Source organism: Natronomonas moolapensis 8.8.11 (assembly GCF_000591055.1).
GTDB classification, from domain to species: Archaea; Halobacteriota; Halobacteria; order Halobacteriales; family Haloarculaceae; genus Natronomonas; species Natronomonas moolapensis.
Genome location: NC_020388.1, coordinates 1,306,553 through 1,322,014, shown reverse-complemented (window position 1 = coordinate 1,322,014; position 15,462 = coordinate 1,306,553). Strand labels below are relative to the sequence as shown.

Genomic DNA, 15,462 nt, shown 5'->3' with positions numbered 1-15,462 from the left:
ACCCACCCGGCTACCGTCGGTCTCGTCCATCGGTGGAAAGTGGGGTCGCGACGTATTTAGTAGGCCGTGTCGACCGTGGCTGTGCTATGTTTGTTCACGGCGAATCGAGCGCGTCGACCCGACGGATCCGCCCCGCAGTAACGTCTATTGGGGTCGCAGTGTGCAGGACGGGGTCTCCTGTGGGGTGATCGAACCCGTTGGCGCGAAACAGCGTGTTCGCGCGGAACCGGGCCGACGCGGGCGCGAGCCGCCACGGTTCGTGTTCGACGTCGCCGCGGTAGAGCCGGCCGCCGTCGTCCGCGGTGTAAAACCGGTAGCGCTCGGTGAGAAACGCCTCGAGCGACCCCGGCTCCGGCTCCGAGAAGGCTCCCTCGGGGCCGTACGTCGCCCCGAAGCGCGCCGAAGGCGCGTCCCGGGTCAGCCGGCGGCTCCTGAACGTGACCTCGCGGGAGCGCCCCTCGCCGTGCGTCCCGACGGTCATCGATGCGCGGTAGTACGGGAGCTGGAACAGAGACCGAGCGAGGCGGACGCCCACGCGGTCGTCCGCGTCAAGATTGAAAAAGTAGACGCCAGGGCGCCCGCCGACCGTGACGTAGGTCCGGAGGTTCAACTCGCCGAAAGAAAGCCCCACCGGCGAGCCCCGAGGCCGGATGTCGTTCATGACGAACGGGACGACTCCGAGGTAGGCGTCGCCGCCGTAGGTGTCGACGGAGAGCCCTTCTGGGAGTGCTCCTCCAACAGTCCCGGGGTCGACGGGCCAGTGTGCGAACAACAGATCCCGCCACCGCATCGACAGAAGCGAACGCATAGTTGCCTTTGCGCCCGTAACCTTCTCGGGGTGTCGGTACCGGAAGCGACCCCCGTGAGTCGACGGGGTCGGGACGAGCCTCGAGATGTGATTCGGGGTCGCGGGCGCGCTCCGCCAGGTGGCCGGGCGGGAACCCGACCGGGCGGCCGTCGCGGAGGGGCCGATCGGAGTCACTCCACGGCGTCGTCGCCGCTGTCCTCCAGCTCCGGCGGGAGGCCGAGGTGTTTGACCCCCGTCCGTTCCTCGACGTCGAACCGGTACAGTTCGGTGTTCTCGACGGCCAGCGCGCGCTCGAAGAGGTCGGGGCGCGTCGTCTCCATCGCGTCGCCGACGGCCTCGGATTCGTCCTCGGGGACGCGGTCGATCGCCCCGGACAGCAGGACGCTGCGCCAGTTGAACGGCGTCTCCGTGCGGTAAACGAGAAATCGGGCGGTGTCTGCCCCGTCGCTCAGTTCGCTCTTTCGGCTTTCCTCGCCGACGACGTAGACGAAGTGAAGCGCCGAGTCGCCGTCGAAATGAAAGGACAGCGGGCGCATACTCGGCGCTCCCTCGGCCGGGAGCGCCAGGACACCCGTCGTCTGGTTCGCGAGGAGTTGGTCGATCCCGTCGTCGTCCATCCGCTCCGTGCCGTAGGCTTCGAGTTCGTCGATCGTCACGCATCATCGTTCGCCGTGGCACAAAATAACGGGCGGGGCAGTTCTCAGCCGGCGGGACACCGTCTCCGGGGCGCCGGAGTGTGCGTGCGTCCGTGTGTTCGGGTCGCCCGCGGCTGGCGCCGATCGACGTGCCCGTCCGCGATCCGGGCCGACGCTCATACTGGTGGACGAAATCAAACGAAACCGGATCACGAGCGATCCGCCGGTCGTTCCGTCGAACGGCGTGCGCCTCGTGCGTCGTGTGTACGCTCTTTAGTCCATCAGTATCACTCGTGGCCGGACACCGAGACCGGTCCGTAGGGTTCCTCGAGGTACTCGAGGTCCGACTCGGAGAGGTCGATCTCGAGGGCCTCGACGGCGTCCTCCAGGTGTTCGAGTTTCGACGCGCCGACGATCGGCGCGTCGACCCACTCCTTGTGGAGCAGCCACGACAGCGCGATCTGGGCCATCGAGACGCCCCGGTCGGCCGCCAGTTCCTCGACGCGCTCGTTGATCTCTCGGCCCCCGTTGTCCGCGTAGGGGTGTTTCTGGGCGTAGTCGTCGGTTTCGGCGCGCTTCGTCGACATATACGCCTCGTGGGGACGGGTGAGATACCCCCGCGCCATCGGGCTCCAGGGGACAACGCCGAGCCCCTCGCGCTCACACAGCGGCAACACCTCGCGTTCTTCTTCCCTGTAGGCGAGGTTGTAGTGGTTCTGCATCGTCGCAAACCGCTCGAGGCCGAGCCGATCGCTCGTGTGCAGCGCCTCGGCGAGTTGGTAGGCCCACATCGAGGAGGCCCCGACGTGACGGACCTGCCCGCGCCGGACGGCGTCGGTGAGCGCCCGGAGCGTCTCCTCGATCGGCGTGTCGTAGTCCCAGCGGTGGGTCTGGTAGAGATCGACGGTGTCGACGCCGAGCCGATCGAGCGAGTTCGACAGCTCTTGATCGATCGTCTTCCGGGAGAGCCCTCCGGAGTTCGGGTCGTCCTCGCGCATCGGAAAGAACACTTTCGTCGCGATCACGGACGCCTCGCGGTGGCCCTCCAGCGCCTCCCCGAGGATCCGCTCGCTCTCGCCCCGGGAGTACATATTCGCCGTGTCGAAGAAGTTGATGCCCAACTCCCGGGCGCGTTCGACGAGTTCGTGGCCGAACGCCTCACCGTTGACCCACTCGCGCCACTCCGGATCGCCGAAACTCATACAGCCCAGACAGAGCCGTGAGACCTCGATGCCGGTCGAACCGAGCGTGGTGTACTCCATGCCGGGACCAGCGTCGGCGGGAGCAAAAAGCTACCCGAGCGCCTCGGCGTCGACGCCACGGACCCACCGGCGGAACGCGGCGACGGCGACGACGGACGCGAGGACGTACCCGGCGAGGTGGGCGTACGTGCCGAGCGTCGGGCTGTCGATCGCAAAACGTGCGACCGTCGTCGCCGGGTGCTCGGGCAAGAGCGCCGTAGCGGCGAAGGCCGCCAACATCCCGAACGAGTAGGTCAACTGCGCCCGCTGGCGGGCGGGGACGACGAGCGCGAGCCCGGCGGCGAAGGCGACCGACAGCGCCGACAGCGCCGTCGCGATCGTCAGGATCGGCGCGACGTTTCCGACCGGGATGTCGTTCGCGGACAGCAACGCGATCCACAGCCCGACCTGGAGCGGCGTCAGCGCCGCCATCACCCCCGCCTTGCCGTCGACGACGTCCAGAAGCGACGCCGGCGTCACGCGAAGCAGCGTCAACGTTCCGCGCTCGATTTCCTCGGTCAGCGAGTCGACGACGACGGCCCCGCCAATGAAAACGGGCAAAAAAACGAGCGTGGGCACGAGCACCGTGTAGGGGAACCCGAAGTAGGGACTGGCGTCGACGCTCGGCGGGACCGACAGGGGATCGTTCGCGAGCGACGCCGTCCGGTCGGCGCGCTCGTTGCGCTCGAGCGCCTCGAGGGCGGCCCGAACCTGGACGACGATGAACGTCTTCCGGACGCTCGCCTGCGGGGCCGTGACGCGCACTGCCGTCCGCCCCTCGGCGCGTTCGGCGTGGGCGGTCGCCCCAACCCGGTTGGCGTCGAAGGCGGCCCTCGCGGCGTCCCGGTCGTCGTACCGTCTGACCTCGAGGCCGTCGACTTCCCCGGCGGCCGCGACGAGCGCGTCGGTCTCCTCGCCGGTGACGCCGACCACGACGTCGTCGGCCGCGGCTCCGGGGTCGTACAGCGAGGTGAGGCCGACGACCAGAAACGACGAGAAGCCGGCGATGACGATCTGGATGAGCAACGCAAGCACGATCGTCTTTTCCCGGGAGAGCGACCGGAACTCCCGGCCTGCGATGGTCGTCTTAGACAAGGGCGCTCACCACCGTGACGTTGTATGCGAGATGGACCAGGACAGCCGTACAGAGACCGACGATGAAGAGCCGCCGACCGCGTGCTGCGCCGAGGGACGTCAGGGTCGCCGTGACGACGTGGAGGACGAGCGGCGCGAGCGCCAGGACCGCAACGAGCGCTGGATCGCCCGCCCCGAGGCCGGTCTGGAAGGCGGCGTCGGCGACGGCGAGGCCGGGCAACCCGACGAACTGGATCGCGAGGGTGATTTTCTCGGCGAAAAAGAACCCGATCCCGGAGGCCGCCCCGACGGCGACGACGACCGGGAGCGTCCGTCCGTACCGGGCGTGGGCGTAGCCCGCGTAGATCGGCAGCCCCTTCGCGAGTTCTTCGACCACCGCGATGGTGCCGAAGATCAGCGGGATCGAAAGGTCCACGGGCAGCGCGAACAGGACGGCGACCGCCAACAGCTCGGCGACGAAAACGAACGGGATCAAGAGGCCAACGGCGACGGCGACGCCTCGCGGCCGGTGGATGCGCCCTGCGAGTGCGTCGAGCGCCTTCAGGTGGACCGGCCGCTGGGTGAACAGGTCCTCCTCGCGGTAGATCCCGAGTCCCAAAAGAAAACAGATGCCGGCGACGAGCGTCGGCGGACCGACGGAGAAGGCGATTTCCCCGGCCGAGACCCCCGATCCCGTGAGGTCTTTTATCACGAGCGTCAGCGGCGAGACGAACGCTACCTGGCTCGTCTCGGCGAAGATGGCGGGGACGAACGCGTACGTCGTCAGCGTCGTCGTGATCGTCACCGCGAGAAATGTCAGCTCTTTGAATGACCGGGCGAACATCGCCGCGAGAAACGTCGTACCGAGGAACAAAAACGCGAGCGGCGTGACCGCGAGCACGGAGAGCGCCCCGCCGTCGCTGCCGAGTAGTCCCAGACCGGCGACGATGGCCACCGTAATCGCGAGCGCGGCCGCGAGGTACGGAAGCGTCTTTCCGGCGACGATCTCGGCGCGGCTGATCGGCGCGACGAGCAGCAGTTCGCCGCGCCGGTCGAGGCGCTCGGCAAGCATCGAGCTCCCGTAGGCCTGCACGAGGAAATTCAACGGCAACACGAACAGGAACGCGAGGACGAGCGACTGGAAGGGAAAAGGTGGTTGGATGTCGGAGGGCGAGCCGCTCGTCGACGACGTTCCGAAGAGGTCGAACGCCCCGAGCGACGAGGAGACGGCGGTGTCGTCAACCGACGCGTCCGTGTCCGGACCGTCGGTCGAGTCGCCACTTGAGCTGTCGCCCGTCGCGTTATTCCCGCCGGGGAGGCCGAGATCATCGCCCGTTCCCCCGTCCCCGGGTGAACCGACGCCTCCCGCTCGATCGCGCTCGAAAAAGCGGATCGCCACGGTCACCGGGAACGCGGCGGCTTGGTCCTCTTCGGTCCGCATGAGTGCGTCGTTGTACCCCGAGACCGTCCCCCGGAGCGCCGACAGCGCCGCGAGGCTCTTTTCGGTAGGTTCGCCGTCGGCCACCGCGACGTAGATTTCGGTGCGGCCGGCCTGCTCTCGAACGTAGAGGTCGAGGCGGTCGCCCCCGTCGAACCCGCCAACGACGATGCCGTCGACTCCCGTAGAGCGGGCCGTCCCGGTCCGAACCGAACCGGGAGCCGCCTCCACGGCCGCGAACGTCGGGTCCGCCTCGATCGGGTCGTGGTACGCCGCGTCCTCGGAGACGCCGACGCGATAGATGCCGTCCTCGAGTGCGACGCCGCCGGCGAGAGCAACCGTCCCGACCGCGAGCACGAACGCAACCGCGGCGACGACGACCGCGATCGCCCCGCGATCGATCCCGCCGACCCCCTTCGTCGACTCCCAGCGAGCGATCCGGAGAAGTGTGCTCGGGCGCATCAGTTCTCCGTCGGTCCCGGCGCGCTTCGATCCTCCGACGACGCGACGTCCAAAAAGAGCCCCTCGAGGCTGGGTTCGACAGTCCGGACATCGTCGAGTCTCCCGCCCCGTTCGATCGCGTCCGCCCGAACGGCTTCGAGCGCCTCCACATCATCGACGACGCGTCGGTAGCGGTCGCCCTCGGCCGTTGCGTCGGGCACCTCGACCGTCGTGAACACGTGATACCTCCGCTCGCCGTAGCGGTCTCTGAGTTCCGCGAGCGGTCCCTTCGTGACGATCCGTCCCTCGTTCATGATCGCGACCCGGTCGCAGACTTCCTCGACGTGATAGAGGTTGTGCGCCGAGAAGACGACCGTCCGCCCCTCCGCGGCGAGTTCCTTTGTGAACTCGATGATGTAGTTCGTCGTCAGCGGATCCAGCCCGGAGGCCGGTTCGTCGTAAATCAACACGTCCGGATCGTTGACGAGCGATCTCGCGATCGCGACCTTCCGTTTCATCCCCTTCGACATATCGCCCAGCGCGCGGTCGCGGTGGGCCAACTCCAGTCGATCCAGCGTCTCGTTGATCCGCCGGTCGGCGGCGTCGCGGGGCACGTCGTAGAGGTCGGCGAAGAAACGGAGATACGATCGCGGCGACATCTCCTCGTACAGCGGTGACTCCTCGGGGAGGAACCCGAGCAAGCGCCGCGTCTCGCGGCTGTCGGCTCGCCGCCCGCCGATTCTGACGCTTCCGCTCGTCGGCTCGAGCAGCCCCGAAATGGCCTTCAGCGTCGTGGTCTTCCCGGCGCCGTTCGGACCGATGACGCCGAACACCTCGCCGCTGTCGACGCCGAAGGTACTTCCCTCGACGGCGACGAACCCGCCGTACTCCTTTCGGAGGTCGCGGACCTCAATCACGTGCGAGGAGTGGCCCCCGCCTCACAAAAACCCGCGCCGGGAATCGATAGCCGTACGGCGTCCACGCCGGGCTCGATCCGCCGCGTCCCGTCGAAACACGGGAGCCAGCTATCGGCTTTTTTCGCTCTACTTTCCGCAGGTGAGGGTATTACAAATTTTTATGATGTATTGGTTCCGACTGGCAGACCACAGCGCATATTTTTCATACTGACAGGCAGGCAAATGTACATGCGACGCACGAGCGATCCGCCGGTCGCGCCGTCGAACGGCGTGGTCCTCGTGCGTCGGTTTCATCTGATTCCGTCTACCAGCATGTTCGAATAGTGACATCCTCCCGCGCCTAAAAGCGCGGGCCTCCCACCCGGTGTTGGCCGGGCAGGTCAATCCTGAACGTTGGGAGTCTCAGGTTTGCTGGACAGTCAGCCAGTGGCTCTGCCACGAAGCCGTTACTCGTACCCGCTGAAGGGCTTCGAGATAGCTGATTGTTTTACGACTGTCGGCGTGGTCGGCTTACTTTTTGATTCCGGTTAAAAACCGTGGCAAACACCGAGTCAACTGCCAGTTCTCCACGCACAATTATACGTACTGTGTCTATACATAAACTTTTGTCGGATTCATCTGGTGGCTAAAGCCACCAGTATTCTCCTTGTATCTCTATAACACCCAAATAACCAATATTCCAACAAACAGAATGACGGGGAGAAGTGATATAACTACTCGTGTAATACTGGTTGTCTCTGTTTCACTTTTTTCCGTCCGATCTTCCGTCTCGATTGATCCATCAATAGCCACACCGGGAGACGATTCGTATTCCACGTCAGGGTCAGCTGTACCTGTTCTACCTATATTATCAGGATCGATGCGTTCCGGTGTATCCGTGCCTGAGCTTTGTTCTATTAGCGTTTCAGTAGAGATGGGGGAGAATACGGTCGAGCCACAGTTTCTACAACGGTGTGGATTTGAGGCGTTGATCTCCCCACAACGATCGCACGCATACCTGTACTCCATTTTTAACTCAGTTAGTCCCCTTATTTTTCCCGATCTACGACCGCCCTATACGTCAATCACTAATTTGCCGAAGAAGCTGTCGTTCATCACGTCGCGGTGGGCCTCGGCCGCCTCCTCGAGGCCGTAACGCCGGGCGACTTCGACTTCGAGCGCCCCGGCGTCCATCAGGTGGGCGACGCCCCGGAGTGGCACCCGGAGGTCGGGCGTGTTGAACATGCTCATGAGCTGGTAGGTGACGTCCTTCGCGCGGCCGCCGGCGACGGCCGAAAAGGCTGGCGCGGGGTCGTTCTCGCCGATGCCGACGACGGTGGCCCCGGCCGCCGCGACGTCCGCGTCGAACTGGAGGTAATCGTCGAGGCGGTGATCGAGGATCACGTCGACGCCGCCGTCGGAGGCGTCGAGGACGGCGTCGGCGAGGTCGTCGCGGCCGTAATCGAGGACCGTCCCGGCCCCGAGGGCCTCGACGTCGTCGTGATACGCCGGGGCGGCGGTACTGAGACACCGCGCCTCGACGGCGGCGGCGATCTGGACAGCGACGTGGCCGACGCCGCCCGACCCCCCGTGGACGAGACAGCGCTCGGCGGGGTCGAGGTTCGCGTGATCGATCAGTGCCCGCCAGGCGGTACAGGCGACGACGCCCGCCGCCCCGGCCTGAGTCGTTCCGGCGCCGTCGGGGAGTCCGACGACCCGGTCCGCCGGGACAGTAGCGTACTCCGCGTAGGCGCCTTGGTACTCCCCGTTGCCGATCCCGGTCCCGTAGACGCGGTCACCGACCGACAGGGCGTCGACGCCCGTGCCGGTTTCCGCGACCGTCCCGGCGATGTCGACACCCGGGGTGAACGGCAGGCCGACCGGGTCGTACGAGCCGTCCCGGAAGTACGTATCGACGGGGTTAACGCCGGCCGCGTCGACCTCAACGAGGAGTTCGCCCTCGCTCGGTTCGGGCCGATCGATCTCCTCGACGCGCAGTGCTTCGGGTCCGCCGTGCTCGCCGACAGTGACTGCTCGCATAGTGTCTGTCGGGTCTCGACGGGACGGTATAAAACTGCCTCGAGCGTGCCGTCGCCGCCGGCGCGTCGGGACGCTCTACCGCGTTCCGATCTCGTCTTCGTCCTTGACGACTCTGGTCTCGGCCTCGCCGCTCGTGTGTTCGTTGACCACGTCGTAGAAGTCGTTACGGAGACCGGCGGGGAAGCGGAGCACGCCGACCCACGAGCCATCGGATTGCCACTCCTCGCTCTCGAGGTCGCCGAACTGGCGGATCTGCGCCTGCGCGCTGCCGGCGTACTCCGCCGGGACCTGCACCGCCATCACGACCTCGTCGAACCGGATGGGGATGACGGGCCGGAGGGCGTCGAGGGCGTCGTCGACTTGGTTTTCGACCGGCTCCATGGGATCGATTTTGAACCCGGCCTCCTCCAGGGCGCGCTCGATCCGCTCGGGTGGGTGGGGAGCGTCGTCCATCTGGGGGTTGACGGCGTTGCGGGCGATCTTGTTGACGAGTTGGTTGTGCTTTCGCTCCTGCATCTCGCGGCGCTGCTCGGCCGTGATCTGGATTTCGCCGCGGCGGATGACCTCGGGGATGACCTCCAGAGGATCGGTCGTCCCGAAGACCTCCTCCAAGGACGTCTCCGGCGGTCGATCGCCCGAGGACGCGTCCTCGAAGACGTCCTCGGCGGCGATGACGTCCTCGAGCTCGCCGTCGAACTCCTCGCGCTTGATCGCGAGTGCGGCGTCGGGATCGACGAGCACCTCGAAGCGCTGGCCGTGGGACTCGAGTCTGGCCGTGACGGCCTCGTCAAGTGATATCATACGTTTCGATACGCGGCCGGAGATAAAAGATGTTCCCAAACGGGACCGGCGCGGCTACTCGTCGTCTTCGTTCTCGTCGGCCAGCAGGCCGTGTTCCTCGAGGTGTGTCTCGACCTCCTCGTCGGGAACCTTCCCGAAGCCGTCCTCGACGGACACCGTGGCGAGACCGATCCCCTCGGAGGTGAGTCCGTCCTCGTTGACGGAGGCGAGCGCCTCCATAGCGAGGCCGATACCGCCGTCGAGGTCGAGGTCGTCGCTGTAGTGTTCTTCGAGGTAATCCTCGATGTCGCCGCGGTCGGCGCCGACTGCGAGCGCCTGCCACTCGTAAGGCGTCCCCGAGGGGTCCGTCTCGTAGAGTCTGGGCTCGCCGTCCTCGATGCCGCCGATAATCAACGCGACGCCGAAGGGGCGCGCGCCGCCGACCTGGGTGTACTGCTGGATGTGGTCGGTGACGGCCTTCGTCAGCGTTTCGACGCCGATCGGCTCGCTGTACCGGAGCTGGTTGACCTGCGCCTGCCGGCGCGCGAAGTCGATGAGCTGTCGGGCGTCGGCGACGTGGCCGGCGCTCGCGATGCCGATGTGGTCGTCGGCCTTGTGGATCTTCTCGACGCTCGTCCGCTCCATGAGCGGCGAGCGGATGCGCTTGTCGACTACCAACACGACGCCGTCGTCGGTCCGGATCCCGATCGACGCCGTGCCTCGTTTGACCGCCTCTCTCGCGTACTCGACCTGGTACAGACGGCCGTCCGGGGAGAAGATCGTGATCCCCCGGTCGTACGCCTGCTGCTGCGATTGTCCCTGCATTGTTAGTTGTCGCGAATATCGAGTGCTGTCGCGCCCACGCGGTCGTCCGGAAGGTCGACGTCGACCCGGTCGTCCCGGGCGACGGCGGGCCGGTTCGATTCGGCGAACGCGACGGTTCTCTCCTCAATTTGTACCTCCGGACGCCGTATATACTTTTCTTCACAGGCTCGAACCGTGCCGCTGACGCCCCGGACCGAGAGCCCGATCGGCTCCCCGTCCACGGTGGAGACGGTCGCGAGAACGGCCCGAAGTCGCCCGACTTCACCGCGGCGGACCCTGACGACCGCCTCGCCGTCGCCGTCCTCGAAGGAGAAGTACAACACGCTTGCGTCCAGTTCGGCACTGCCGGCGTCGCCGACGAGGTTCTGGGTGGCGAACCACAGTTCCCGCTGGAACGACCGACGATCGACGTCGGTGTCGGCCCACGACTCCAACCCGACGGCGAGATACCGCCACCGGGGTCGGAGGTGCTTCGGCAGATGCTTCACATCCTTATTCCGACCGTCCGACACATAGCTTCGGCGGTCACGGACAGACAGGCCTCGGCCCGCAAGCGGGCCTCGGGCCACCGACGCCGTATCGCCTGTCGGCACCCGGTGGCGACCGGTTCGCTGCGTCCGTCTCACAAAGCCATATATATATGGCCGCCGTCCGTCGAATCATGCCTGCGGAACGTCGCGACGTGCTCCGCCTCGGCGGTGTCTCCCTCGTGGGGGCGCTTTCGGGCTGTCTGAGCACCGAAGGGGTCTATATAAATCGCCCCAGCGACGAGTCGACGCCGGAACCGACCCCAGAAGACGACGGGAACGGGGCCGACGGGGACGACGGCCCGGACCCGCTCGAGGGACCGATCGGCAGCCTCGCCGAGGCGACGCGTCGGGTCGTCGACGAAGCGGCGTGGTTCGGCACGACGTACGACGACGTGTACGACGACTACACGAACGCGCTCGATCGGGCGGTCGAGACGATCCTCCAACTCGAAAACATGACGGCGATCAGCGAGAGCGATCTCGAACGCCTCGAAGACGTTACAACCTACGTCGAGGAAGCGATCGAGACGGGGCTCGAACCGCACTTCGAGCTCGCGAGCCGTGTCCGCTCGTACAACGACCGGGCCATCGAGCGCGTCGAGCGCTTCGGCGAGCGCGGCGACCGGCCGGCACTCAACGACGAACTCGAGTCGCTCCGGGAGTACTACGAGCGTCTCAGGGGGCTGTTTTTTCGCCAGGAGAACCTCTCGAAGGACCCGATCCGAAACCGGCTCGTGGAGTTCATGGCCGCCGGCGACCCGGACCGCGAGGACGAGGACGACCCCGTCCACGATACCCTCTTCGAGTTCCGCTATCTGAGCCCCATCCGGTACGTGGGCGAGATGCGCTACGGCATTCGCTACCTTCGGGGCGTCCGGTTCCGGGCCCGCGCCCACACCGAGTTCGCGGTCGAGGACCGCGACGATCCGGAACTGCTCGGCGATCCGGCTGCCTCACCGGCCGGGTCGACGCGATGGGAGCCGACCTACACCTTCTCCGAACGGTTCGAACCAGTCGCCGTTCCCGAGGACCGACGCGACGAACTCGAGGTCGTCGTCAACGACTGGGCCGACTACGACGGGGGGCCGCTCGGGGTGTACACCGAGCAGTTCGTCTCCTGGCCGATCTACGTCCAGCGATACGACGACTTCGAGGCGGCGGCCGCGGCGCGGGACTCGCTTCTCGATGGACCTGTCTTTCTCGAGCCCGACCGAACCGTCGAACTCGGCGATCTGGAGTGGCAGCAGGCCCGATACCGCCTCGACGGCGAGGTCGTCTACGCGCTGTTCAAACAGTTCGGCGAGTTCGTGATCGTCGTCGCGCCCGCCCGAACGCCGATCGAGGATCGCTACGTTCCCTCCCGGAACCCCGGGATCCGGCGGCAGGTCACCGAGGCGGTCGTGATTCGCGACGACGACGACGGCGACGAGGAACCCCTCCGGATCCCCATCGAGGACGTCGAGGCGGACGACACGGTTCGGATCCGCCCCGGCGAAGTGATCCCGGTCGACGGGACCGTCACGGACGGGGAGTCAGTCGTCGACGAGTCGTCGATTCCGGGGGGCTCCGCTACCGCGGAGAAGGAACCGGACGACGAGGTCGTTGGATCGACGCACAACCTCGAGAGCGTCCTCTTCGTCGAGCCGTCCGACTACGTCGAGGAGTCGTGGACGCTGCCGCTGGAGCGGAGCTGGCTCCGCGTCGAGGGGAGCTGATGGGGGCCGCTCCGACGCGCCGTCGGCGAGAGGCGAACCCCACAGTTAATTTAGCGGGGCTCCGGAGTGGCGGATGAGATGACCCGAGGGCGAGACACCGTTGTCGGCGTCGTGATCGTGTACGTCGGTGTGAGCCTCGCCGCGGGGGCAGTCGCCTTCGCCGGCGCGCGGTTGGCTCACACCCGTTTTCTCGCGGCGGCGACCGGCAACGCGGTCTCGGAGCTCGGTCCCGTGTTCGTCGAGACGGTGCTCGTCGCACTCGCCGTCACTGCGCTGGTCGTGGCACCGGTGCTCGGCATCGTCGTCGGACTCGTCCTCGGCCGGGGGGTCTTCGACCCGGGGCGATCGATCCCGGTCGCGGTCGGCGGCGGACTCCTCGGGACGTTGCTGTTGGGTGCGACCGTGGCGACGCTCGGGGGCGCCGGCTCGCCGGTCGGGTCGATCTGGACGCGCTCGTTTCTCGTCGCACTCGCCGTCGCCGCGGTCGCCTCGGCCGTCGCCGGCGGGATCGGAGCGGCCGTCGGCGCCCGCGCGGGATGACCGACCGGATCACCGGCTCGCGAGCAGCCGCACCCGGTCTGCGGGGGTCCCCGCGGGAACCGTATACGCGAGCCACAGCGTCCGGTCTGGGGCGGCGTCCGTGTCGCCGTAGGCGGTCGTCGTCGGGTGTCGACCGTCCACAGCCACCCGTCGGAGGTCGGTCGCGTCGTACGCCGGGACGTCCTCGCTCGGTGTCGTCCCGCGTCTGTCGTCGCTGTATCTCGACGGGACGATCGCGCCGGTATCGGGCGAGTACCGCGTCCGCGTCGGGCGCACCACCGCGTCGCCGGCTCGTACGGGGAGTCCCGCTCGCGTCGGCGGCGGCCGAACCACGTCGTCGCCGCGCACGCCGGCGACCGACAGGAACACGAACGCGAAGCGGGAGCCGTCCTCGGCGGTCCGCCACCGACGTTCGCCGTCGATCTCGTGGCCGTACGCCCGGAGGATGCGGACACCCTCGAAGGTGACTTCGAGGCCGTCGTTATAACTGTGCGACGACCGGGGGTGCAGAGACTCGAAGAGACGAACGTCGAGGAGTTGGCCGGTCTCCTCGACCTCGAACGCAGCGGTGCCGAACTCCGGGACCCGCCCGTACGTTACCGGCGGGCTCGTCCACGCGCGCCACCCGCCCGGTGGGACGGTCTCGGAGAACCCCCCGACCGTCGCGCCACCGGTCAGATCCCGGACCGTTCTGGTGACCGTCTGTGGCTCCTCGCCGTCGTTTTCGACGACGATCCGGAGCCGAAACGACAGGCCGACGCGCCGGCGCTGGGGGGCGTCGATCCGCGTCGTGACCGTCGCTTCGGGGGCGGAGGGCGTCGCTTCCCCGGCGGACGCCCGACCGTCCGCGCCCGGAGTCGACTCGTCGGAGTCGGAGAGTGCCGACTGGGGCAACCGCTCCGGTGGGCCGTTGCTACACCCCGCAAGCGAGACGGCGCTACCGGCGAGACAGCCGAGGAAAGCGCGACGGCGCATCTGAACGTCCACACATTCGTCCCTCCGGTATTTAAAAGGGTCGCGGGGCGACCGGAGGCATATATAAACACCGCCGTCGGGGGCTGCCCCCCGATCGTCAGCGGTCCGACCCCTCGATGCGGACGCCGGGCTCGATGACCGCCCCGGAGAGCCGCTCGCGATTGCGCTCAACGATATCGCGCCACGCCCGCATCCCCGCCTCGACGGCTCCGCTCTCGAAGCCGATCACCTTGCCGAGGGCGAACAGCTCTCGGGGGGCCCGCAACGCGAGGTGGGAGTCGGCGTCCGCGGAGACAACGTAGGGCGTATCGTAGTGCTCGACCAGCTCGCGGAGCTTCCGGAGGCCCTGGATGGCCTGGACCCGCTCCCCGCCGTCGGCCCGCAGCACGCGGCTGAAGTTGAACTCCAGGTGAACGCCGTTCTCGGCGGCCGTCCGCGCGAGAACGTGATTGACGTCGCCGCCGTCCATCGGGTGTGCGAGTACGTCGACCTGGGGCTGTTCGACCGCAAAGCGGTTCAATTCGCCGCCGTGGACGCAGACGACGGGCCGCTTCGAGCGGTAGTTCCCGATCAGCCCGCTCGCGCGACCGGCCTCGGCCGCGCGGATCTCGATCCCGGCGACGACGTCGACGCCGTACGCCTCGGTGATGCGGCCGGCGTCGTAGTCCGCCTGTTCGTCGCCGTGGTTCCGGACCACGATCCCTCCGTAGCCGCACGTCGCAGCGCGTTTGGCCAGTCGGGCGACGGTTGCCTGCCCGTCGGGATGCGCGTGGACGGCCTCGTACATACACCACCACTCGGGACTGGTGGTCTTTGTTGTTGTGTGTTGGCCGCCGCCGTGTCCCGTCCGTTGTGTCTCTGCCGCGTCCGACGCCCCAACTCAGCGTCCACCCCCACCCGAGCTATCGCCCTCGCCCGAACGGACGTGAAGCACCCGGAACCGGCCGGCGGCGGCGCCGAGACAGAACCCGACGAAGTGGGCGACGAGTGCGACGCCCGGGGCGGCCGTCGCGGCGGTGAGAAGCGCCGCCAGCGCGACGAAGACGGCGAGTCGGCCGCGCCGGCCCAACGGAAGCCACGCGAGGACGCGCTCGGAGGCGCGGTTCCCGACGAATAAGTAGCCGAGGAGCGCGAAAATGGCGCCGCTGGCGCCGAGAACCGCGCTCCCGCCGAACGGGGCCGAAGCGACGATTTGGACGACTCCGGCGACCGCGCCGGTCGCGAGAAAGAACGCGTGGAAGCGCACCCCCGTCGTCACGTAGGCCACGAGCGGCCCGACGACGAGCAACGCGAGGCCGTTCGCGAGCAGGTGGCCGGCACTGCCGTGGGCGTACACGCTCGTCGCAAGGGTCCACGGCTGCTCAGAAAGCGGGAGCGACAGCGCGAACGCCCCGGGGCCGAGTCCGGCGACAGTACCGACCGTCTGGGCACCGAACGTGCCGACACAGAGCGCGAGCGTCGCGAGGGCCGGACGGCCGGACATACCGTCCTTTCGGGGGCGACGGGGTTAACGTACACGCCGGT

15 protein-coding genes are annotated in these 15,462 nt (G+C 67.4%); 2 read left to right on the top strand and 13 right to left on the bottom strand.

The features are described 5' to 3' along the window. Positions 1-94: 94 nt before the first annotated feature. The 10 genes from NMLP_RS06590 to NMLP_RS06545 form a co-directional block, all read right to left on the bottom strand. Entirely contained in the window at positions 95-808 is a 714-nt protein-coding gene (locus NMLP_RS06590) for a YqjF family protein (RefSeq protein ID WP_015409347.1), read from the bottom strand. Between the two features lie 170 nt (positions 809-978). Continuing rightward, positions 979-1,464 (bottom strand): pyridoxamine 5'-phosphate oxidase family protein, encoded by a 486-nt coding sequence (locus NMLP_RS06585; protein ID WP_015409346.1) that lies wholly within the window; start codon positions 1,462-1,464, stop codon positions 979-981. Positions 1,465-1,730: 266 nt separating this feature from the next. Next, the gene (locus NMLP_RS06580; RefSeq protein WP_015409345.1) at positions 1,731-2,705 is read right to left on the bottom strand and encodes an aldo/keto reductase; all 975 of its coding nucleotides are present in this window, start codon (positions 2,703-2,705) and stop codon (positions 1,731-1,733) included. Positions 2,706-2,735: 30 nt separating this feature from the next. Next, a complete protein-coding gene (locus tag NMLP_RS06575) occupies positions 2,736-3,779 on the bottom strand; it encodes an ABC transporter permease (protein ID WP_015409344.1) in 1,044 nt (347 codons plus the stop codon). Beyond that, complete coding sequence (locus NMLP_RS06570) at positions 3,772-5,658, bottom strand: ABC transporter permease subunit (protein ID WP_015409343.1); 1,887 nt, start codon at positions 5,656-5,658, stop codon at positions 3,772-3,774. The genes NMLP_RS06575 and NMLP_RS06570 overlap by 8 nt, the downstream gene beginning before the upstream one ends. Further along, complete coding sequence (locus NMLP_RS06565; protein WP_015409342.1) at positions 5,658-6,554, bottom strand: ABC transporter ATP-binding protein; 897 nt, start codon at positions 6,552-6,554, stop codon at positions 5,658-5,660. The genes NMLP_RS06570 and NMLP_RS06565 overlap by 1 nt, the downstream gene beginning before the upstream one ends. Before the next feature lie 1,053 nt (positions 6,555-7,607). Beyond that, entirely contained in the window at positions 7,608-8,573 is a 966-nt protein-coding gene (locus tag NMLP_RS06560; RefSeq protein WP_015409340.1) for an NADPH:quinone reductase, read from the bottom strand. 75 nt (positions 8,574-8,648) lie between these two features. Then, positions 8,649-9,374 carry a ribosome assembly factor SBDS gene (locus NMLP_RS06555; RefSeq protein ID WP_015409339.1) on the bottom strand — a complete coding sequence of 242 codons (726 nt, stop codon included), beginning with the start codon at positions 9,372-9,374 and terminating at the stop codon, positions 8,649-8,651. Between the two features lie 54 nt (positions 9,375-9,428). After that, positions 9,429-10,178: an archaeal proteasome endopeptidase complex subunit alpha gene (gene psmA / locus NMLP_RS06550; RefSeq protein ID WP_015409338.1), complete on the bottom strand. Its 750-nt coding sequence runs from the start codon at positions 10,176-10,178 to the stop codon at positions 9,429-9,431. Between the two features lie 2 nt (positions 10,179-10,180). Then, a complete protein-coding gene (locus NMLP_RS06545) occupies positions 10,181-10,666 on the bottom strand; it encodes an Rpp14/Pop5 family protein (protein WP_015409337.1) in 486 nt (161 codons plus the stop codon). A gap of 173 nt (positions 10,667-10,839) precedes the next feature. Between NMLP_RS06545 and NMLP_RS16000 the strand changes: the two genes are divergently transcribed. Both NMLP_RS16000 and NMLP_RS06535 read left to right on the top strand, forming a co-directional pair. After that, positions 10,840-12,423, top strand: coding sequence for a P-type ATPase (locus NMLP_RS16000; protein WP_015409336.1), 1,584 nt, complete (start codon positions 10,840-10,842; stop codon positions 12,421-12,423). A gap of 78 nt (positions 12,424-12,501) precedes the next feature. Beyond that, entirely contained in the window at positions 12,502-12,963 is a 462-nt protein-coding gene (locus NMLP_RS06535; RefSeq protein WP_015409335.1) for a hypothetical protein, read from the top strand. A 9-nt stretch (positions 12,964-12,972) separates the two neighbouring features. Here the strand turns inward: NMLP_RS06535 and NMLP_RS06530 are convergent, their stop codons facing one another. From NMLP_RS06530 to NMLP_RS06520, 3 genes are all read right to left on the bottom strand, one after another. Then, a complete protein-coding gene (locus NMLP_RS06530; protein WP_015409334.1) occupies positions 12,973-13,938 on the bottom strand; it encodes a hypothetical protein in 966 nt (321 codons plus the stop codon). Between the two features lie 97 nt (positions 13,939-14,035). Continuing rightward, complete coding sequence (locus NMLP_RS06525; RefSeq protein WP_015409333.1) at positions 14,036-14,725, bottom strand: RNase P subunit p30 family protein; 690 nt, start codon at positions 14,723-14,725, stop codon at positions 14,036-14,038. A gap of 93 nt (positions 14,726-14,818) precedes the next feature. Further along, on the bottom strand, positions 14,819-15,421 hold the full coding sequence (locus NMLP_RS06520; RefSeq protein ID WP_015409332.1) for a rhomboid family intramembrane serine protease: 603 nt from the start codon (positions 15,419-15,421) through the stop codon (positions 14,819-14,821). Positions 15,422-15,462: the final 41 nt, after the last annotated feature.